Source organism: Aquabacterium sp. CECT 9606, from assembly GCF_918741295.1.
GTDB lineage: Bacteria > Pseudomonadota > Gammaproteobacteria > Burkholderiales > Burkholderiaceae_C > Aquabacterium.
Map to the genome: position 1 here is coordinate 500,481 of NZ_CAKKNB010000004.1, position 18,478 is coordinate 518,958.

At 61.4% G+C, this 18,478-nt stretch carries 18 protein-coding genes; 7 read left to right on the forward strand and 11 right to left on the reverse strand.

The window, feature by feature from the left end:
• Positions 1-3: 3 nt before the first annotated feature.
• Genes LQ232_RS19550 through LQ232_RS19560 form a run of 3 tightly spaced genes read right to left on the reverse strand, consistent with a single transcriptional unit; the run spans position 4 to position 3,281 of the window.
• Positions 4-408 carry a DUF2177 family protein gene (locus LQ232_RS19550; protein WP_230182060.1) on the reverse strand — a complete coding sequence of 135 codons (405 nt, stop codon included), beginning with the start codon at positions 406-408 and terminating at the stop codon, positions 4-6.
• A 4-nt stretch (positions 409-412) separates the two neighbouring features.
• A complete protein-coding gene (locus tag LQ232_RS19555) occupies positions 413-1,297 on the reverse strand; it encodes a DUF6279 family lipoprotein (protein WP_230182061.1) in 885 nt (294 codons plus the stop codon).
• A 22-nt stretch (positions 1,298-1,319) separates the two neighbouring features.
• Positions 1,320-3,281 (reverse strand): AsmA family protein, encoded by a 1,962-nt coding sequence (locus tag LQ232_RS19560; RefSeq protein ID WP_230182062.1) that lies wholly within the window; start codon positions 3,279-3,281, stop codon positions 1,320-1,322.
• Between the two features lie 233 nt (positions 3,282-3,514).
• Between LQ232_RS19560 and LQ232_RS19565 the strand changes: the two genes are divergently transcribed.
• Positions 3,515-4,165 carry a DJ-1/PfpI family protein gene (locus LQ232_RS19565; protein ID WP_230182063.1) on the forward strand — a complete coding sequence of 217 codons (651 nt, stop codon included), beginning with the start codon at positions 3,515-3,517 and terminating at the stop codon, positions 4,163-4,165.
• On the opposite strand, the gene LQ232_RS19570 is transcribed toward LQ232_RS19565, so the two are convergent.
• A complete protein-coding gene (locus LQ232_RS19570) occupies positions 4,135-4,335 on the reverse strand; it encodes a hypothetical protein (protein ID WP_230182064.1) in 201 nt (66 codons plus the stop codon). The genes LQ232_RS19565 and LQ232_RS19570 overlap by 31 nt on opposite strands.
• 35 nt (positions 4,336-4,370) lie before the next feature.
• Positions 4,371-5,213 carry a hypothetical protein gene (locus LQ232_RS19575; RefSeq protein WP_230182065.1) on the reverse strand — a complete coding sequence of 281 codons (843 nt, stop codon included), beginning with the start codon at positions 5,211-5,213 and terminating at the stop codon, positions 4,371-4,373.
• Between the two features lie 245 nt (positions 5,214-5,458).
• Here LQ232_RS19575 and LQ232_RS19580 point away from each other — a divergent pair, with 245 nt between their 5' ends.
• Positions 5,459-5,914 carry a two-component system response regulator gene (locus LQ232_RS19580; RefSeq protein WP_230182066.1) on the forward strand — a complete coding sequence of 152 codons (456 nt, stop codon included), beginning with the start codon at positions 5,459-5,461 and terminating at the stop codon, positions 5,912-5,914.
• 20 nt (positions 5,915-5,934) lie between these two features.
• Entirely contained in the window at positions 5,935-6,150 is a 216-nt protein-coding gene (locus tag LQ232_RS19585; protein ID WP_230182067.1) for a hypothetical protein, read from the forward strand.
• 13 nt (positions 6,151-6,163) lie between these two features.
• On the opposite strand, the gene LQ232_RS19590 is transcribed toward LQ232_RS19585, so the two are convergent.
• From LQ232_RS19590 to LQ232_RS19600, 3 genes are all read right to left on the reverse strand, one after another.
• Positions 6,164-7,570 (reverse strand): sigma-54 dependent transcriptional regulator, encoded by a 1,407-nt coding sequence (locus LQ232_RS19590; protein WP_230182068.1) that lies wholly within the window; start codon positions 7,568-7,570, stop codon positions 6,164-6,166.
• 192 nt (positions 7,571-7,762) lie between these two features.
• Positions 7,763-8,269 (reverse strand): pyridoxamine 5'-phosphate oxidase family protein, encoded by a 507-nt coding sequence (locus tag LQ232_RS19595; RefSeq protein ID WP_230182069.1) that lies wholly within the window; start codon positions 8,267-8,269, stop codon positions 7,763-7,765.
• Between the two features lie 321 nt (positions 8,270-8,590).
• The gene (locus LQ232_RS19600) at positions 8,591-8,776 is read right to left on the reverse strand and encodes a CsbD family protein (protein WP_230182070.1); all 186 of its coding nucleotides are present in this window, start codon (positions 8,774-8,776) and stop codon (positions 8,591-8,593) included.
• Between the two features lie 160 nt (positions 8,777-8,936).
• Between LQ232_RS19600 and LQ232_RS19605 the strand changes: the two genes are divergently transcribed.
• Positions 8,937-9,434: an FxDxF family PEP-CTERM protein gene (locus LQ232_RS19605; protein ID WP_230182071.1), complete on the forward strand. Its 498-nt coding sequence runs from the start codon at positions 8,937-8,939 to the stop codon at positions 9,432-9,434.
• 60 nt (positions 9,435-9,494) lie between these two features.
• Here the strand turns inward: LQ232_RS19605 and LQ232_RS19610 are convergent, their stop codons facing one another.
• Positions 9,495-11,078 carry an ATP-binding protein gene (locus LQ232_RS19610; RefSeq protein ID WP_230182072.1) on the reverse strand — a complete coding sequence of 528 codons (1,584 nt, stop codon included), beginning with the start codon at positions 11,076-11,078 and terminating at the stop codon, positions 9,495-9,497.
• Positions 11,079-11,199: 121 nt separating this feature from the next.
• Here LQ232_RS19610 and LQ232_RS19615 point away from each other — a divergent pair, with 121 nt between their 5' ends.
• Positions 11,200-11,649, forward strand: coding sequence for a YqjD family protein (locus tag LQ232_RS19615; protein WP_230182073.1), 450 nt, complete (start codon positions 11,200-11,202; stop codon positions 11,647-11,649).
• Positions 11,650-11,712: 63 nt separating this feature from the next.
• Here the strand turns inward: LQ232_RS19615 and LQ232_RS19620 are convergent, their stop codons facing one another.
• Together LQ232_RS19620 and LQ232_RS19625 are read right to left on the reverse strand one after the other, a co-directional pair.
• Positions 11,713-11,925 (reverse strand): hypothetical protein, encoded by a 213-nt coding sequence (locus LQ232_RS19620; RefSeq protein ID WP_230182074.1) that lies wholly within the window; start codon positions 11,923-11,925, stop codon positions 11,713-11,715.
• Between the two features lie 69 nt (positions 11,926-11,994).
• Complete coding sequence (locus LQ232_RS19625; protein ID WP_230182075.1) at positions 11,995-15,009, reverse strand: ATP-binding protein; 3,015 nt, start codon at positions 15,007-15,009, stop codon at positions 11,995-11,997.
• A 106-nt stretch (positions 15,010-15,115) separates the two neighbouring features.
• Here LQ232_RS19625 and LQ232_RS19630 point away from each other — a divergent pair, with 106 nt between their 5' ends.
• Positions 15,116-17,554 (forward strand): hybrid sensor histidine kinase/response regulator, encoded by a 2,439-nt coding sequence (locus tag LQ232_RS19630; protein ID WP_230182076.1) that lies wholly within the window; start codon positions 15,116-15,118, stop codon positions 17,552-17,554.
• Positions 17,551-18,453: a sterol desaturase family protein gene (locus LQ232_RS19635; RefSeq protein ID WP_230182077.1), complete on the forward strand. Its 903-nt coding sequence runs from the start codon at positions 17,551-17,553 to the stop codon at positions 18,451-18,453. Before LQ232_RS19630 ends, LQ232_RS19635 begins: the two co-directional genes overlap by 4 nt.
• Positions 18,454-18,478: the final 25 nt, after the last annotated feature.

Below are 18,478 nucleotides of genomic sequence, written 5' to 3' on the forward strand. Positions count from 1 at the left end.
TTGTCAGACATGTCCGACGTGGATCTGCACGGCTTTGCCTGCACCGGCTGCCAGGCCGCTGACCAAGCTGCCCCAGGCCACGTCCATGATCGACAGCTTGAGCGGCCAGCCGCGCAACGTGGCCAGGTTGGTGATGTCGTAGGTGGCATAGGCAAAGAACCCAAACAGCGCGCCCATCAGGGCCGCCGTTGTCCAGCCCTGCGCTGGGCTGCTGGGCAGCACGGCAAAGATCACCAGACCGATGGGAAAGAGCAGGTAGAACAAGGCCCCAATGGCCAGGTTGGGCTGCTCGGCCATCAGGTGCCCGATGCCTTGCTGGTACCAGCCCTTGGCGATGAAGCCCAGCCAGATCACGTCCAGCAGCAACATGACCACCGCCGTGCCGCCATAGATTTGCAGGTACTTCATCGTTTCATGCTGGTTGCTTGTTCAAGATGCGCAGATCGGTTTCCCAGTCACGCAGGCGTTGCGCGGCCTTGGCTTTCTGCTCTGACGTGGTCTGCTGGTGCAGGCTTGACGTCAGCTTACAGCCTGCAGCTATCCATTGCAGGCGCTGGCTGCGCAAAGGCTCCTTGGGCGGATCGAAGAATTGCTGGAACAGCTCGCGCAGCGCCTGCTGGGCTTGCGCCGGGGTGGCTTTCTGGGCGTTCAGTTTGCGGATCAGTTGCACGAAATCGCGCTGGTACATCAGGCGTTCCTCGTACACATTCTGCGCATTCAGGGGCAACGCGGCGATCTCGGTTTTCACGTGATCACGTTGCGCGTCGTTCAGTCGGCCGTAAAAAATCTCGGCCACCTTGAGCACAAACTTAGCCGCGGCCTCGTGGCGATCCTGCACGTCGTCTTCCAGGTAGTCGTCCCGGAAGTCTTCGTTGGTCTTGGCCTGGTACTTTTCCAGGTGAATGACCTGATCGGTCGTCAGCGACAGCACCAGATCGGCCATGGCGGGCACGGCCTGGTCGATGGCCTTTCGTCCCCAGCCTTCAAGCTCAGTGCGGCGTTCGCAGGCGAGTGCTGGCGACACGGGTGCCAGCGCTTCTTTTTCTGCGCGCGCCAGAAAGGACACATACACGGGCAGCTGGGTTTGGCGGTGCCACTGGAACCATTGCCTGATGGACGCCTTCACCTTGACGGACTGCTCTTCATTGAAGTCGAAGGCGCGGTTCAGCTGCCAATAGGCCAAGTGGTCGGCTTGGTTGTAAGCCAGCCGGACCACGCTGCAAGCGGTCAAGGCCAGCACGATCATCATGAGGAACGAGACGCTCAATGAGCGGTTGACGCGGCGTGTGATCGGCATGGATCTCCTTGTGTTGTGGTGATCACGGACGGGCTACCTTGGCCTTGGGCCGATCGCCCTTGAGTTTTGCCAAGGCCTGCTGGCAACCACCATCGGTCTTGTCGCCCAGATCGATCAGGGGAATGATGCTGGCCAGTGGGTTGACGAAGCCCAAGGCTACCGCGGAAAGGACCTTCAAGCCCAGAGGCCGAGCTTCGAGCCTGAACTTGGGATCGGCAAACGTGCCTTGCACCCTCAAGGGCGACCGCAGGGTCAGGGGACTGATGTCCTTGGGTTTGGCACTCATGACCAAGTCCAGGCTTTCGTCCACCAGCGACAGCGAGCCGGACACCAGGATGGTGGAGTCTTCGGTGTCGACCACACCGACCTCCGGCTTCAAGGCGCCTTGCTGCGCCTTCAGGCGCACGGCAGCGCAGTGCATGGGCATCAGGTTGTCGCCCACCACCACCACGCCCAGTGCCTGGGCCACGTCCAGGCCAATGGCTTCGACCACCAAGTGTGACACGGCGCCATCCTGCACCCAGGCTTGGGCGTCGCCATCCATCGTCCCCAGCATCTGAGCGGCAGAATTGCCACGGCCATGCAGCTTGGCGTGGCCACCCAACTGGCCGGTCACGTAGCTGTCGCGCTTGGCCTTGTCGGCCTCCTCCTGATTGGCAAACTGGTTGCGGGGGCTCAGCCATTGTTCAAGCCGGATGCCCTTCCATTGCACGTCCGCCTCCCAGGTGGGTGGTTTGGGATTGCCGTCCAGGCTGACGCGCCCACCCACTTGGCCATCCGCGGTGCTGGCCAACAGATCCGAGATCGTCAGCACGCCAGACTGCAGCTTCAATTGACCGTTCAAGGGCTCCAGTGGCCGCGCGAACAATGAGCCCAGTTCGACGCGCTTCAAGCCCACCTTCAGATCAGCATTCATCGCGTGCAAGGAGGGGATGTCGAAGGTGCGTTGCGGTACCACGCGGCCATCGGGCGGCGCGGGGTTGTTCGCGCCTGGAGCCTGGGCGCCAAACGCCGGGGCCAGGTCACTCAACACAAAGCGTGAGCCTGTCAGTTCGCCGGTGAGCAATGGCACCCTGGGCCGGCGGTCAAAAGTGAAGGAGCCACCCAACTGACTGGTGCCCACGTCAAGATTGGTTTGCTTGAGCGACCACACCTCGCCCTTCTTGCTGAGCTGTCCCTTCAACGTGAACAGCGTGGTGGTGGGCAGGGTCACGCCGACCGCATCGCCTACTGCTGCCAGCGAAGGGCCCGACAGCGTGAGCGTGCCATCCAGGCTGGACAAGGTCAGCACATCCACACCTTGGCCATTGAAGCGCAACTTGGACTGGCCAGCGTTGGCTTCAACCGTGATGGGCACCGCCACGGCCGAATCAGGCGAAGCCGCCAATGGCAGCAAGCCGCTTGATTTGATGCTCAGGTCAAAAGGGCGCTTGAGGTAGTGGCCCTTGCCATTGATCGACAGGCCGCCAGCACCTTTGGTGGCGTCACCTTCGGCTGTGCTGACTTGCGCATCCAGGTTCAATTTCATCAGATCGTCCTGCATCTGCAGGCGGCCCGCTTTGACGACCAGCTTGTCAAACCGTGGCAGGTCCATGCCCGGTGAATCGGTCTTCTTTGCCGACGCCGGTGCAAATTGCCAGTTGGCCTGGCCTTGCGCATCACGGAGCAGGTTGGCATCCATGTGATCCAGCGTCAGCGAGGTGATGCGCATGGGCTCATGAGAGCCCGATCCCATCAAGCCAAACACGGTGGAGTAGGGCAAATCGAGGCGGGTGTTCACCGAGTTCAGGAGATCGGGGCCAGCGCCGGGTGAGCCAATCGTCAAGGTGTTGGTGCTGAGGCGGACGGAGCCCAGCAAGTGAAGCGCAAACTGCTCGCCCACGACAACGCGCCTCTGCAGTTTGTGAGCAAGGGTGCGCTCCAGTGGGCCCCTCATGAAGGGCCAGCCTTGGTACTCGCACACCGCGATCGTTGCAATGGCCACGGTCGCGATTCCCAATGCCACCAGCTTCCCTGTCTTTCCTCGTTTGATCATCATGCCTCGCTAACGGCAATCGGTATGCCTGTGAGAGGCACGCCCTTTGCTGGAGCAGAGGCATTCGCAACTTAAGGAGAATCAAAATGGGCAAGTACTTCCTGGGCTGGCTGTTAGGCGTTCCCGCGTTTGTGTTGGTCATCCTCTATCTGCTCTTCAATTGACAAGGCAGCGAGGGCATCATGAGCAAGCCACCACTCATCGACCTCTTGGTGGATTCGTCCATCACGGCCTTGGGCATGCTCCAGGCCGACTCATTGGCGGCCGAGCCACCACCACCCGCATTGGCATCGCGCCGCGTGGCGGTGCTGGCGGGTGATGGCTTGAACGAGGTGCAGCTTGAGGCGGTGCGGCGTGCGCTGGAGTTAGACGGTGCCCAGGTTGATGTGGTCTCCAACTGCGCGGGGCCCTTGTGGGGTGAGTCGGGTGGCCAAGTACCGGTGGACCACCACTGGCTGGACATGCCGTCGGTGATGTTCGATGCCGTCTATGTGCCCGGCGGCACGGGCAGCGTGGCGATCTTGCAAGAAGACCCCGATGCCCGTCATTTCATGCGCGAAGCCTACGAGCATGGCAAGTCTGTGGCCGCCACCGGGGAGGGCGTCGAGTTGCTCAGGGAGGTGGGGGTGCCGTTGCCATCGCATATCGATGACCACACAGCCCGTGGCATCGTGACTGACCTGCACGACCCAGCTTTGAAGCAGGTGGCCGATCGGTTCATCGATGCCATCGTCAAGGACAGACATTGGCGGCGCAGTGAGGACATGGACGTGGCCACCACGTCCACGGCGCTTCCATTCAATCAGGGCAGCGTCGGGTTCGGGCCCATATGACTGCCGGTGTGGGGCAACGCTCCACCTTCATGTTCCCAGGTTTGCTCAGGGTCCGGTTTGGCATTCGAGCGCAGCGCCGTTTGGCGCTTTTGCCGGGCCTGTTGTCGCAGTGACCAGACCGTGCCGGTGAACAAAGCGGCCAAAGCCAAATGATAAAGATTTCGAGTCATGGTGATCTCCTGCCTGGTCGTGATTAAAAAAAGCATCAAACGGTTTGAAGTGAGTTGGAGGTGGCCAGCATCAAGGAGCTGGCCAGGCCAAGTGCATGGCGATCACGGTTCGCGGTGAGCCCATGCACTACATAGTCCGTGAACACCGTCGTCGCGTCGGTCAAAAGCCGGATGCTTTGCAGGAGCTTGTGCGCAAGCTGCCCAGCATTGGCTTGTTCGCCCAGTGCTTGATCGTTGTCCGTTACCTGGCGGCACACCATGGCCAAAGCGTCACATTGCATGGTGTCTTGCCTGGCAGGCGCCAGCTCGCGCACGGTTTCGCCGACGTGGCTCAAGGCCATGGCCGCGGAGGTCAGGGCGCGATGCAAGCCGGCCAGCTTGCCCAGGGCGTCTTCGGGTGTGAGGGTGGCATCGGCTGAGCCGAGGAAAGGCAAGCTCAAGCTACAGGTCAGCGCTTTGGCCAGTTGCTCACGCACCTGCGGCGATGTGCCCTGGTTCATCACCAGTTGATGCGCACAAGGCAGGGCGGCCATGATGGCCTCGTGCGAGGACCTCAGCTGCGCAGCGTGCCGCGAGAGCTTTCGCGACTTCGAGGCGCTCTGCAGCTGGGCGCTATTTTCCAACTCCGCACTGAGTGCGACCAAGGCCGGCAAGAGGTTTTGGACCACGCCCACGCTGGCCGCCAGGTGCAGGCCAGCACGCGGGTCCGAGGTGATCTGCGATGTCGCCATGTCAATGGCCTGGGCGGTCCCCGGGTAGGTCTGCGCCAGATCGCGGCTGGCTTTGGCACATGCGCGCTTGACCATGGCCATGGCCGCGATCAACTCCGAAGGCATGGGCTCCGTGTGCATGGCGTGTTGTTCAGTCCTTGAAGGCATGGGGAAATCTCCAGCGCCAGGGCCCGTTGCCCGAGCGCCTTCATCAGGGCAATTGAGGGACCCAGAGCTACATTCGTTACATTCAGAATCAATGCGCGTGCATTCGCCACCGGGGTGCACGCTTTTCTGTAAATTTTTCCGACCCTGGGCGCGCCATGGCTTGAAAGCACAAAAACAATGGGCGTGGAAGGGGTGGCATATCGTTTGCTGAAGCGAGGTGAACTCAACCTCGCCGAGGAATCGACGTGCCTTCAGCTCACCAGCCCCGTCCCCAGGTTCTGTACGTGGAAGACCACCCAGTCAATGTGCAGTTGATGCAGGCATTGTTTGCGCAACTACCGTCACTGGAGCTCACCGTTGCCACGAATGGCGAGGATGGTTATCAAGCTGCAATCAAGCGGCCTCCGGCCCTGTTGCTGCTGGATCTGAATCTGCCCGATTGCCATGGCACCGAGTTGCTGGAACGCCTTCGTGGCCAGCCGGTTCTGTCTTCCGTGCCCGCCATCGCGGTCACGGCCGCCGATGTTCAACATTTGAGCGAGACGACGTTCCTGGAAGTTTGGCAAAAGCCTTTGGACATCCCGTCCATCCTCAACAGGCTTGACCAATTGCTGCTAGGACGATCCTCGGCTTTTTTTGCCGAAGCCCCTTGGGGCATGAAGGCAAAGTCCATGGCGGGCATGTCAGCCTTTGCCCGCTGAAATCTTCAACGGAGTTCACGATGAAGTCATCTTTTGACCAACGTCATGCATTGCGCGATGAGTTCGAGTCCACCAAGGCCACGCGTGATGCGTCAAAATCGCGCAAGGGCTGGTATGCGACCCGAAAGGCCCAACTCCAGGCCGAAGCCGACTTTGCCGAAATAGAAGATGAACTCGGCCAGACTTACCGCGGAAGGATGCCAGCGCTGGAGCGGCACATGCCGAGCCAGCGCTGAGTCGCCCAACAAGTCAGTGGCCCAGATCGCCCCAGGACGAGGAGTCTGAGGGCAGGTCAGCATCCAGGCTGACGGGCACCGTGGAGTATTCCTTCAGGCGGTTGTACAAAGTCTTCAGGCTGACGCCGAGCGTGGCAGCCGTCTTCTCTTTGTGCCTGCCCAGGTATTCCAGCGTGGCCAGCGTAACCTGACGCTCGATCTCTGCCAGCGTGGTGCCCACGCGGATCGACAGGATGGGGGCGCCGGTCAGCACTGGCAGCGGGGCGTCGGTGGTGGGCAAGCATTCGTCAACGATCACACTGCCTCGCGCCATCACGTAGGCGCGGTGGACAATGTTACGCAGCTCACGCACATTGCCTGGCCAGCTGTATTCCGACAGGCGCTTGAGGGCTTCCGGATCAAAGGTTTTGACCTGGCCTTCGCGGCGAGAGATTTCCTCCAGGAAATGCTCGGCGATCAGGGGCACGTCTTCAGCGCGCTCGCGCAAGGCGGGCAAGTGGATCGGGAACACGTTCAAGCGGTACAGCAAATCCTCGCGCAGCTTGCCTTCCTTCACCGCTTGCATGGGCGAACGGTTGGTGGCCGCGATGATGCGTACATCGGTTTCCTGGACCTGGGTGGAGCCCACCCGCATGAAGGTGCCGGTTTCCAGCACCCGCAACAGCTTGACCTGCAGGTCAAGCGGCATCTCGGTCACTTCGTCCAGGAACAGGGTGCCGCCGCTGGCGCGCTCGAAGAAGCCCTGGTGCTGGCGATCCGCGCCGGTGAAGCTGCCTTTTTCGTGGCCGAAGATTTCGCTTTCGATCAGGTGGGGCGAGATGGCGCCGCAGTTGACGCCCAAGAAGGGGCGGCCGCGCCGGCGACTCAGGTCATGGACCGTGCTGGCCACGACTTCCTTGCCGCTGCCGCTCTCACCAGTGATGAACACTGTCACCGCCGTGCCTGAGACGCGCAGGATCTGCTCGTACACGTGGCGCATGACAGCCGAACGGCCCCACAGCAAGCCAAAGTGACCTTCTTCTTCCAGGCCCGTCTGCAAATCGGCGGCCTCGGCCTTCAAGGCGGAAGGCTTTGTCACACGTGACAGGATGCCGTGCAACTGTTTCATGTTGACGGGCTTGACCAGGTAATCCACCGCGCCCAGACGTAGCGCCTGGATGGATGTCTCCAGGCTGGCATGCCCCGTGATCAAGACCACTTCGGTATTGGTCAGGTTCTTGCCATCGTCGAACAGCTGCATGCCGCTGCCATCGGGGAGCATCAGGTCGAGCAGAACGATGTCGGGTTCCTGCAGCGCGAGTTGCTTGCGTGCGTCACGAAGCGAGCCTGCGGTCGCGACGGTGAAACCTTCCATCGCGATCAATGTGGCCATCATCTCCGCCGAGTCGGCTTCGTCATCCACCACCAATGCGTGAGGCATTCCAAAATCCTTGAAGTGTAAAAACCGGTTCAAAAACGATTATGAGCGATCACCCGCTGTGTGTCCGTAACTTCCCTGAGATTTCGAAGTTCGGCAGGGCAAAATTGATTGTGCAGACACACAAAGGCGCCCGAGGGAACCCCGGGCGCCGATTGTGACAAAAAGAGAAAGTCCGCTCAAACTCAGTGGACGTCAGCCCAGTTGCACTTTTTCATGTTCAGCCATGTGAGTGGGTGGTTTGCCGGTGATGGCCGCCTGGGCCATCTTGAGCAATTGAACCATCTTGCTGCTCTTGACGTCCCAGTATTCCGCTTGGCTGATGTCCACGGCCAGCAAGGCCAGATCGGGATCAGTGACACCGCCGGGAAACCAGGCCTGCGACGCGGTCGACCACAGTTCCTGCTTTTTCTGCTGGTCACTGACCAAGCGCGCGCGACCGCTGATCGACACATATCGGTCGTCCTCGGGCGAGGCGTAAGCCAGGTTCACCTTGTGCCGAGCCAGCACATCTTTCACGGTTTCACTGCGCGCCGATACGAAGAACCAGATGATCGAACCTTCGTCCTCCTTGCGGTTTTGCGTGGTGAGCGGGTGCGAACGAAGATCGCCTGATTCGGCTTGCGTGGTCAGCATGCCAAAGCGGATGTCGCGGATCAGCTTCCAGAGCGTTTGTTCGGGTGTGGTCGAGGATGAAGTCATGGCGTGTTTCCAATTTCAGTGGGGTCCGGGTGACGGCGCGCATTGCCATGGGCGTGGGCATCACTGGGGGTTCGTGCACGGGTATCTTGATTTCGTCCGGCGGCGGATCTTCCACTTCAGGTGGTGGCAGATCGGGGCCAGGTGGGGGCGATGGTGTTTGCGGTGGCGCTGGCGTGTGTGGCGGCACGGGTGATGGCGTGGGTGCGGGACCCAGGAACATCCAAAGGGTGGGAAGGTTGTTCATGGACATGGCAGGCAGACGGTGCCGTAAAAATGACGCGTGAAAGGGGGTGATGACTCGTCGCCACCCCCATCAAAAGTTCATGCCTTGTCAATGGCGTCTTTGACTTTTTCCTTGGCATCGCCATAGCCTGCCTTGACTTTGCCTGTCAACTGGTCGGCCTTGCCTTGTGCCTTCAGGCGCTCGTTGTCCGTTGCAGAGCCCGCGGCCTCCTTGATCTTGCCCTTGACTTGTTCAGCGCGGCCGGACACTTGGTCTTTGTTCATGGTCAACTCCTGCGATGGTTTTGGCCGGGTTCACCTTGATCCCGGCTCTCCCCACTTCAGGCAAATGGCAGGCCCAAAGACGCTGTTGCAAAGCAGGCACAGGGTTTGCTCTATACATCGCTGAACTCGATTGGAGTTTGTTTTATTTGGGGGAATCCACATGGGCATTAAATTCTTAACTGTCGCCTTTGCCAGCGTTCTGGCATTCAACGCACAAGCCAACACCACCGACTGGGGCACCCACGGCACGCTCGAGCTGGGCAGCAATTTGTCCGAGGCTGGTGACATCAATGACATCTTCAAGTTTGTGCTGGGCGAAAGCTCCAGCGTTGTGAGCTCGGCGGTGTCGCTGGGTTCGCCAGGTTTGCTGAACATTTCCAACGGCGCTGTCAAGCTTTACAAGGAAGCCGGTGCAGAAGACACCTTCCTGGGAAGCTACACTTTTGACGGCACCACCGGCAGCACTTATCACTACTTTGACCTCACTTCACCCGGCGAGTACTACTACAACGTGGTGGGCCAGGCAACAGGCTCCATCGGCGGCTTTTATTCGCTGAGTTCGGCCACCACGCCGGTTCCAGAACCCACCACCCTGGCCATGACATTGGCTGGCCTGGTGGCTGCGGGCAGCATGTACCGCCGTCGTCAACAGTCCTGAGTCGCCCATCCGGGACTCACCCAGCTTGACGGTAAAAAGGCGCTCCTCGGAGCGCTTTTTTCATGATGTTGGCGCGGCGGCACGCTTGTTGTCCAGCGCACTCTCCAGGGTTTGAAGCACCACCTGTGAATCGATGGGTTTCCCCACGTGCTCGTCGAACCCGGCGGCCAAGGCGCGTTGGCGATCCTCTTTCCGGGAGAAGGCCGTCAAGGCCAGGGCCACCATCCGGGGCCGATTCAGGCGCGCTTCCATTTCGCGAACCCGCTGGATGAAGGCGTAGCCATCTTCGTCCGGCATGGCGATGTCGGAGATCAGGGCATCGGGTTGTTCTTCGGGTGGGGCGTGGGCCAGGTGCTCATAAGCGCCTGCCGCGCGGTCAAAGCTGCGTGGCTCGACATTGGCGTCGCGCAGCAGCAGTTCAAGGATCTCGCGGCCATCGGGGTCGTCCTCGACCACCACCACCCGCTTGCCCGCCAGCGCATTCAAGGACGCCTGGGGCTGCGACGAAATGGCCGTGACGGCTTTGGCCTGATCGGGCAGTTCGATGGTGAAGGTGGCGCCCAACCCCATGCCCTCGCTGTGGGCCGTGATGCGGCCGCCATGCAATTCAATGACCTGTTGCGCGAGCGACAAGCCCAGTCCCAACCCACTTTGCCGTCGGGTGCTGGAACTGTCGGCTTGCTGAAAGCGATTGAACAAAAACGGCAACTGGGTGGCTGCCAGCCCGATCCCGCGGTCCTTCACCTCAATGGCCACAGCTTGCTTGAGGCGCAGGGTGCGCACGCTGACGAGGCCCTCCTCGGGTGAGAACTTGATGGCATTGGACAGCAGGTTGGTCACTGCTTGGCGCAATCGGTTCAGGTCGGCCGACACGGCGTCAATGCTGTTGTCATGGTTCACTTCCAGGGTGATGCGCTTGGCGGCGGCCTGGTCATGCATGGAGGCCACCGTGTCATCGACCAGCGAAGCCAGGTTGATCAGCCCCAGTTGCAACTCAAGCGTGCCGCGCAGGATGCGCTGGCTGTCCAGCAAATCGTCCACCAGTCGAGCCTGGGCCTGCGTGTTGCGGTCGATCGCATCCAGTGCCTTTTCTTGCAAGGCGCTGAGCTCACCGGCGCGGCGCAACACATGGGCCCAGCCGCGCAAGGCATTCAGGGGAGAGCGAAGCTCGTGGGTGACCACGGCCAGGAACTCGTCCTTGGACAGGGCCAGCGCCTCGGCCTCCTTGCGCGCCAATTGCTCACGTTGCAGCATTTGCTCGCGCTGGATCTCGGCCTGCTTGCGCTCGGTGATGTCCTCGGCAATGCCGCCCACCCGAACCGCCTGGTCATGCGCGTCTCGCACATAGAAACGCCGGTCACGAATCCAATGGCACTGGCCTTGGGCATCCATGATCTGGTACTCGCGCAGTGAGTTCTCGGAGGCTGCGGTGTCAGCAAAGAATGGGCTGGGCAGAAGATGGGCGTCCGCTTCCACCACGGCTTGGTTCCACAGCGAAGGATCTTTGAGCAGCGCATCGCCGTCAATGCCCCAGAAGTGTTCGAAGCGGGAGTTGACGTACAGCAGTTGCCGGGTTTTCAGATCAGCCAGCCAGAAAACGTCGTCGCTGCTTTCGGTGAAACGCTGGAATGGCATCTCACTCATGACAAGCTCAAGGGCTTGCGTGGTGGCGGAAGAAACCTGTTGGGTCGTCATGGCAAACCGCGCTAGCAGTGCTCCTCATTTTGTGTGTGCATAACCGAGGCGGCAATCAAGCAGCCACCGAGTGCAGCAGCGCTTACACGATTCAGAAAATCTTGCCGATTCCTGGCCTCAAACCCTGACTTTTCATTTGTCTTGCCAAAACCATGCACAAGGCATGCCATTTGCCAGATTCAGTGGTCTTTTCAAAACCAGGAGAATCTCGATGAATGACAGAACGCAAACCTTGCTTCAGGACAGCGACGCTTTTGATTCCGGCGCCACCGTGGACCGCGTGGCACAACGAGCCCATGAAGCCATTGACACCGTGGCGGCCAAGGTCAAGCCGGCGGTTGAAGGCGTTCAGTCTGCAGCCAACCAAGCTGTGGATGCTTTGCATGCCAAGACCGATGCCCTGGGTGAATGGGAGAGCGAATGGCTTGACAGTGCCCGCACCCATATCCGCGAGCAACCGCTGACTTCTCTTGCCATTGGTTTGCTGGCGGGTGTGTTGTTGAGCCGACTGGCGCGTTGATGCTTTGAGGTGCCATGGCTGGGCAGCCTTTGTGGCTTGCCCAGCGGCTTTCATGGCGTCGCGTCAGCGCTGGTCAGTCTTGGTGTCGGACGATTTGCGGCTGGCTTGGCCACCCTGCTGCGACTGACTCTTGTTGGGTGAGTCCATTTGGCCAGAGCCTTGTTGATGGCGCTGGCTGCTGTCTTGCTCCTGCTGACGATTGGCTTGCTGTTGACGATCGCCACCTTGCTGTTGGTTCGGCGAGTTCTTTTGACCGGATTGGTTTTGCTGAGTCATGAAAGTGCTCCTTCGTTTGACAAACGTGCGGCTTGCACAAAATCATTCCAGCAATGGCCATGCCCAAACTCAGACCTTGTTCATGAGCTGTTCCAGGGCCAACGGGTCCACCGGCTTGACCAGGTGAGCGTCAAAGCCAGCCTCCAGGGCCTGGGCCACATCCTTGGGTTGGCCATAGCCTGACAGCGCGATCAACTGTCCCTTGTAACCAGCTTGCCGGATGAGTTGGGCAGCTTGGTAGCCGTTCAGCTTGGGCAGGCCAATGTCGATCAGGGCGATGTCGGGCCGGGTGTCGATCACCAACTGCGCACCGGCTTCGCCATCTTCTGCAGTGAACACGCTGTGTCCGGCCAGGGCCAGCAGCACCTGCAAAGCTTCTCGGACATCCTCGTTGTCCTCGACCACCACCACATGGCGGTTCTTGGTCGTGGTGCTCTCGGGCTTTGGCAGGGCCGCGCTTTCAGGCACCACCAATGGCAGGCGAACGATGAAGGTGCTGCCTTGTTGGTGCCCATCACTGCGGGCCGCGACTTGGCCGCCATGCAGCTCGGTCAAGCGCCGGACCAGCGTCAGGCCGATGCCCAGGCCGCCTTGCCGGCGGTCCAGTGATCGGTCACCTTGCACGAACAGGTCAAACACCCGGGACAGCAGCGGCTCGGTCATGCCCACCCCGCTGTCGGATACCTCCAGCACGCCCATGTCGCCTTCCTTGCGCACGGTGGCCCTGATACTGCCGCCATCGGGCGTGTACTTCAGGGCGTTGGTCAGCAGGTTGTAGATGATCTGCTCAATGCGCGTGCCATCGGCCTGTACCCAGACTTCCTCCAGCTCGGTTTGTAGCGTGTGCGCCTTGAGCATGCCCGAGACCTCCAGCGTGGTCACCAGGCGCTGTGTGGCCTGGGCCAGGTCCAGCGGATGGCGGGTCAGCATGATCTTGCCCGTGATCACGCGGGCCACGTCCAGCAGGTCGTCCATCAGGCGCGCCAGGTGGCGGGTCTGGCGGGCGATGATCTGGCGGGCGCTCAGGGCGGCAGGGTTCTCAGAGCCCAGGCGGTTCAGCACTTCAGAGGCTGCCGCAATGGCGCCCAAGGGGTTGCGCAACTCGTGGCCCAGCATGGCCAGGAACTCGTCCTTGGCGCGGTTGGCGTTCTCGGCCTCCACACGCGCCGCTTGCTCGCGTGCCACGAATTCCGCCCGGGCCAGTTCCACCGACTTTTGCTGGGTGGCATCGACCATCACCCCGATCATGTGCAAGGGCTGCCCGGATTCGTCGTACTTGAGCACCACGCGGCCCGACAGCCAGCGCACCGTTCCGTCAGGCGGGCAGGTGCGGAACTCGAACACGGCTTGCTCTTGCTTCTGACTGGTGGCGGCTTGCAGGATGTCTTGAACTTGCTGCCGGTCCTTCTCGTCGATGAGCTTGACCCAAGCCTCCCAGGTTCCCTCGAACTCGGCCAACTTGATGCCGAACAGGGGCGCCATGCCCGAGGTCCAGGTGGTGCGGTCGGGCACGAACTCGTAATCGAAAAAACCCACATGGCCAGCGGCCTGTGCCAGCTCCACCATGTGCTGGCTTTCACGCAGGCGGCGCTCGGCAGTCACCAGGGCCTCTTCGGCGCGCTTGCGTTCGGTGATGTCGGTGTAGGCGCCAATGGCGCCGCGTGGTTGCCCGGCGTGGTCGTACAAGGGCACGGCGTGGGTGATCAGGCGCAGGGTGCGACCGTCCTGGTGCACCACGTCCAGTTCGACGTCGCTGGTCTTGGCGCCAGTCAGCGCGGCGTGCTTGAGGGGTTGCTCGTCAGGCAGCAGTTCTCGTCCCTCTTTGAGGACCAGGTGGGGCGGCAGGTGGCCGCCTTCCAATTCGTTGAACATGGCCGCCAAGGCGGGGTTGCGCAAGACGCTGTTGCAATCCTTGTCCTGGGCGATGGCCAGTCCAATGGGGCTGTTCTGGAACAGGGTTTCAAACTCATCGGCCTTGGCCTGCAGCCGCTCGCGGGCCAGTTCACGTTGTAATTCCAGTACGCGGAGCGCGCTTTGCAGCAAGGCGAGTTCGCGGACCTCGCTGGGGCGTTGCACAGCTTGTGGCCCACCCACGGCCAACTGCTGCAGCGGTTTGGTCACGCGCCTGGCCACCAACATCGCCAAGGCCAGGCCCGCAGCGAGGGACAACATGCCGGCTCCCAACGCCGTGGCGATCGACCGGGCATGGTTGCGGTCGATGGGGGCGGCGGGTACACCCACGCCAATGCCCCATCCGGCCATGGGGACGCGCTTCCAGGCCACATACACCTCGGTGCTCTTGTCGCCCGCCATTTGCGCTCGTTGAGTCCCAAAGAGCTGGTCACCCATCACTTGCTGCGCGGCCCGTGGAACCGGCTGGCCGACAAAGTGCTGGGGGTCCAGGCTTCGGGCGATGATCTGAAAGCGCGAGTCAAAAATTGACACGAACCCACCGGGCGCGATGGTCACCCCACTCATCAGCTTTTGCCAGTTGGCCGGCGTGATCCAGGCCCCCAGGGCATACTTGACCTTGCCTTGAATGAAAACCGGCACCAACACCCCGGTGGTGCGCTGGCCGTTGGGGCCGTCCATGAGGCTGGTCACCTCGGGTTCGCCGGTGCGGATCAGGCGCTCCAGGGCCGACCGGTCGCTGATTTTTTCGAGGGGTTTCCCCAGAGGTTGGCGGGTGTTGAAGACCACATCACCATTGAGTTCGACCAGGTAGGCGCTGCTCCAGGTGCTGCGCATTTTGGGCAGGGCGGTGAGGGTGGCGAAAAATCCGGCCACATCGTCGCGCTGCAGCGAGTCGGAGTAGGAAAGGATGGCCAGTGCGTCAATCGACGAAACCATTTCGCGCTCGACCGTGAGCGCGAAGGTGGACGCAGTGCGCAGCAAACTGTCTTCCAGCGCCCGGTTGCCGGCCAGGGTTTCCTGCACGACCAGGTAACAGGCCAAACCCGACATGGGCACTGTTGCCACGATGATGACCGCGGTGAGGTAGCCGCGCAGCGAGGCCAACGGCCAGTGGAAAAGGTCGTGTAACTTGCTCAGCCGGGATCGCAGATTTTGCAAGAGAGGGGGCATGGGGTTTGCATCAGCCAACACACCGCCATGTTGACACAGGCCAAATATCCTGACCGGTTGTAGACTGCCATGGATTCCCCGGCGATCGGCGTATCGGAGACAACGCTTGAGTGGTTCAGCTGAAAAAAGGTCGTGGCGCTGGTACGGCGTGGTGCTGGCAGGCGTGTTTGTGGGCATGGGCACTCGGGCCCTTCTGCAACCCTGGCTGGCCGATGCCGTTCCTTTTGTCCTCGCATTCACCTCGTTGATCGCGGTGCAGGCCGTGGCCGGGCGAACGGCTGCGATCTGGACAGCCGTGGGCTGCGTGGCGTGGGCCCTCATTCCTGGCCTGAATCCTCACCCCAGCCTGCTTCACGTCGCCATCTTCTTTGTGGCCGCCTTGGCGGTGGTCTTCTTCCTGGAGCGGTTCATTGGCGTGAGCCGGCCTGAGTCAATTCTGGATGACGCCCCAGGGCGGCCTGAAGACTCCCTGTGGTGGTTGCGGGTTTGGATCGCCATGTCGCTGGTGCTGCCGGTGGTGTTTTTCTGCAGCATTGCCTGGTACACCCGCAGCCAAGTCTTGCAGGAAGGGCACGCCCGGGTGGAGCGGGCGGCCACCATTGTCCAAGAGCACGCCTCGCGCGTCATCGAAACCAACGGCGTCATCGTCAATTTCATTTTGAATGAGCTGGGCTCGCAGTCGGCAGCAGAGATTCGCGCCCAGGAAGAGGCATTGCACAGCAAGCTCAAGCAAGCCGCCTCTGAGGTGAAACAAGTGCGGTCCATCTGGGTCTGGGGGGCCGATGGTACGCCGCTGGTGTCCAACCGACTGTTTCCTGTGCCGCAGAACTTGAATGTCACCGACCGGGACTACCTGGCTTTCTGCGACAAGCGCTCCGATGGGTTGTTCATCTCGAACCTGGCCATCGGGCGCACGACGGGCCGCACTTTTTTCAATGTCAGCCGATGCCGCCGGGCGGAGGATGGCGGCTTGCTGGGGGTGGTGGCGGTGTCCCTGCTGCCGCAGTACTTCACCGACTTCTACCGAAAGCTGGCCGAGTCCGAGCCAGGCTTGAATGTCTCCTTGATGCGCAACGATGGCACCGTCCTGGCCCGTTATCCGCAAGCAGGCGCCAATGTGCCTCCCGCCGCGATGCTCGAGTCCACGGACGACGACGCCGGCCTGGTGGTGTCTCTGCGGCGGCTGGAGCCGTACTCGGTGTATGTCGAGGCCTCGATTGACCGACGCACCTTGCTGGCCGAATGGCAAAGCCGCCTGGCGGTTCTGGCGGCGGCCACGTTCCCGGCTGGATTGGCGCTGGCTTACGTGGCCTCGGTGGCGTTGCGGCGGGCTTCTCGAGAGCTGAACGCGGTGAGGCGCCTGCAGGAAGAATCGGAGCAAAGACGGCGGGCGGAAGAAGCGCTGCGGCACTCACAAAAACTTGAAGCCTTGGGGCAACTCACGGGCGGCGTCGCGCACGACTTCAACAACCTGCTGATGGTGGTCAACACCAACGCTTACCTGATCGGGCAGTTGTATCCCAACGTGAAAGAGAGCAAGCCATTGGGGGCCATCAACCGAGCAGTGACAGCCGGCACGAAGCTCACGCGGCAGCTGCTGGCTTTTTCTCGCCGCCAAGCCCTCCGGCCCGAACACATCTTGCTGCAAGACACCTTGCTGGCGCTGGCAGATCTGTTCCGAACCACCTTGGGTGGTGCGGTTCAGTTGAGCATCGAGCTCGATCCCGACACCTCTGCGCTGTTGGTGGACCCGGCGGAGTTGGAGTTGGCCTTGCTGAACCTGGTGATCAACGCGCGAGATGCCATGCCCAGCGGTGGCCAACTGATCATCAGTTCGCGCAATCTCAGCACCGTTGACCTCGTGGCCGAGGGGTCTTCTCTGAGCGGCCCAGCAGTTGAACTGGTGGTGACCGACACAGGCACAGGCATCCCCGAGGCCATCCGCGATCGCATCTTTGAGCCTTTCTTCTCGACCAAGGCGCCGGGCGAGGGCACGGGCCTGGGCCTCAGCCAGGTCTACGGTTTTTGCGTGCAAGCCAAGGGCGAGGTGCTGGTCCGGTCGAAGCTTGGCGAAGGCACCATGGTGCTGATGAGGTTGCCCGTGGAACGTTTGGCAGAGATCGAAGCCGCACCCGAGACGCCAGTGGCGACGGTGCCGCCCCTGATGGCCAGGGTGTTGCTTGTCGAAGATAACCCTGAAGTGGCCGAAGCCACCTGCGAGTTGATCCGCATGCTCGGTTGCCAAGTGACCCACCTGGGCAGTGCCGATGCCGCGCAGCCTTGGCTGTCGGCGCATCACGAGAGCGTGGACCTGATCATCAGCGATGTCATCATGCCAGGGCAGGCCAGTGGGATCGACCTGGCGGCCATGATCCACCGCGATTACCCGACACTGGCCGTGCTGCTGGTGACGGGCTACACCAAGGAATTGTGCCGCGCCATTGAAGAGGGCATCGCCGTGCTGCCCAAGCCCTTTGGCGCCGAGACTTTGCAGCAGGCCATGCAAGGTGCTTTGAACAAGGCCAGCCGGGTGGTCACCTCATGAACAACCAGCTCGACCGGATTGACGCCATCCTTTTGTTCGTGGTGGTGCCAGCAATTGTGCTGGCTTCGCTGATTGAGGCGTGGGTGCTGTCCCGACGTGCCCGCTACGACTGGCGGGCTTCGGGCATTTCCTTCATGGATTTGGTGCTGCGCATCCTCATCAACCTGATGGTGCCCTTGGCCTTGTCCACGCCCGTCACGCAATGGGCGCGCGAGCACCGCCTCACCGATCTCCGCCTGGATGGCTGGCAGACCGTGCTGTTGCTGTTCGTGGGCCAGGAGTTCTGCTATTACTGGTTTCACCGAGCCGCTCACCGTGTGCGCTGGTTCTGGTGCAACCATTCAGTGCACCACTCGCCCAATGAGCTGAACCTGACGGCCGCAGTGCGCATCGGCCTGTTCGGCAAGCTCACCGGCACCTTCATTTTCTTCGCGCCCCTGGTCTGGCTGGGTTTTGAACCCAGGCTGGTGGCACAGACCTTGACCTTGAACCTGCTGTACCAGTTCTGGATCCACGCCACCTGGATCCCCAAGCTTGGCTGGATGGAGTACGTGTTCAACACCCCCTCGGCGCACCGCGTTCACCACGCCAGCAATCCCCAGTACCTGGACGCCAATTACGGCGGAGTGCTGATCATCTTTGACCGCCTGTTTGGCACTTATGTGGCCGAGCGCGATGACATCCCCATCCGCTACGGCCTGGTCAAACCACAGCGCAGCTACAACCCTTTACGGGTGGAGTTTGACGCCTGGATTGATCTGGGGCGGGACATGCTCAAGGCGCCCAACCTGAGGTCGGCCTTTCTGCACCTGGTGATGCCGCCAGCTTGGCAGCCACCGGTACCGGTCAGGCCAGTTCCAGCACCGCCATCATCGATCGATACGGCGGCACGCGACTGACCCAGGCTGGGCGCCGTGTCCATCA

Bases quoted from the DNA above. Each gene is read 5' to 3' on its own strand.
- LQ232_RS19600 (WP_230182070.1), bottom strand. From the start codon at position 8,776: ATGAACAAAGACCAAGTGTCCGGCCGCGCTGAACAAGTCAAGGGCAAG.
- LQ232_RS19585 (WP_230182067.1), top strand. From the start codon at position 5,935: ATGAAGTCATCTTTTGACCAACGTCATGCATTGCGCGATGAGTTCGAG.
- LQ232_RS19590 (WP_230182068.1), bottom strand. From the start codon at position 7,570: ATGCCTCACGCATTGGTGGTGGATGACGAAGCCGACTCGGCGGAGATG.
- LQ232_RS19620 (WP_230182074.1), bottom strand. From the start codon at position 11,925: ATGACTCAGCAAAACCAATCCGGTCAAAAGAACTCGCCGAACCAACAG.
- LQ232_RS19555 (WP_230182061.1), bottom strand. From the start codon at position 1,297: ATGCCGATCACACGCCGCGTCAACCGCTCATTGAGCGTCTCGTTCCTC.
- LQ232_RS19625 (WP_230182075.1), bottom strand. From the start codon at position 15,009: ATGCCCCCTCTCTTGCAAAATCTGCGATCCCGGCTGAGCAAGTTACAC.
- LQ232_RS19610 (WP_230182072.1), bottom strand. From the start codon at position 11,078: ATGAGTGAGATGCCATTCCAGCGTTTCACCGAAAGCAGCGACGACGTT.
- LQ232_RS19575 (WP_230182065.1), bottom strand. From the start codon at position 5,213: ATGCCTTCAAGGACTGAACAACACGCCATGCACACGGAGCCCATGCCT.
- LQ232_RS19570 (WP_230182064.1), bottom strand. From the start codon at position 4,335: ATGACTCGAAATCTTTATCATTTGGCTTTGGCCGCTTTGTTCACCGGC.
- LQ232_RS19565 (WP_230182063.1), top strand. From the start codon at position 3,515: ATGAGCAAGCCACCACTCATCGACCTCTTGGTGGATTCGTCCATCACG.
- LQ232_RS19595 (WP_230182069.1), bottom strand. From the start codon at position 8,269: ATGACTTCATCCTCGACCACACCCGAACAAACGCTCTGGAAGCTGATC.
- LQ232_RS19550 (WP_230182060.1), bottom strand. From the start codon at position 408: ATGAAGTACCTGCAAATCTATGGCGGCACGGCGGTGGTCATGTTGCTG.
- LQ232_RS19635 (WP_230182077.1), top strand. From the start codon at position 17,551: ATGAACAACCAGCTCGACCGGATTGACGCCATCCTTTTGTTCGTGGTG.
- LQ232_RS19605 (WP_230182071.1), top strand. From the start codon at position 8,937: ATGGGCATTAAATTCTTAACTGTCGCCTTTGCCAGCGTTCTGGCATTC.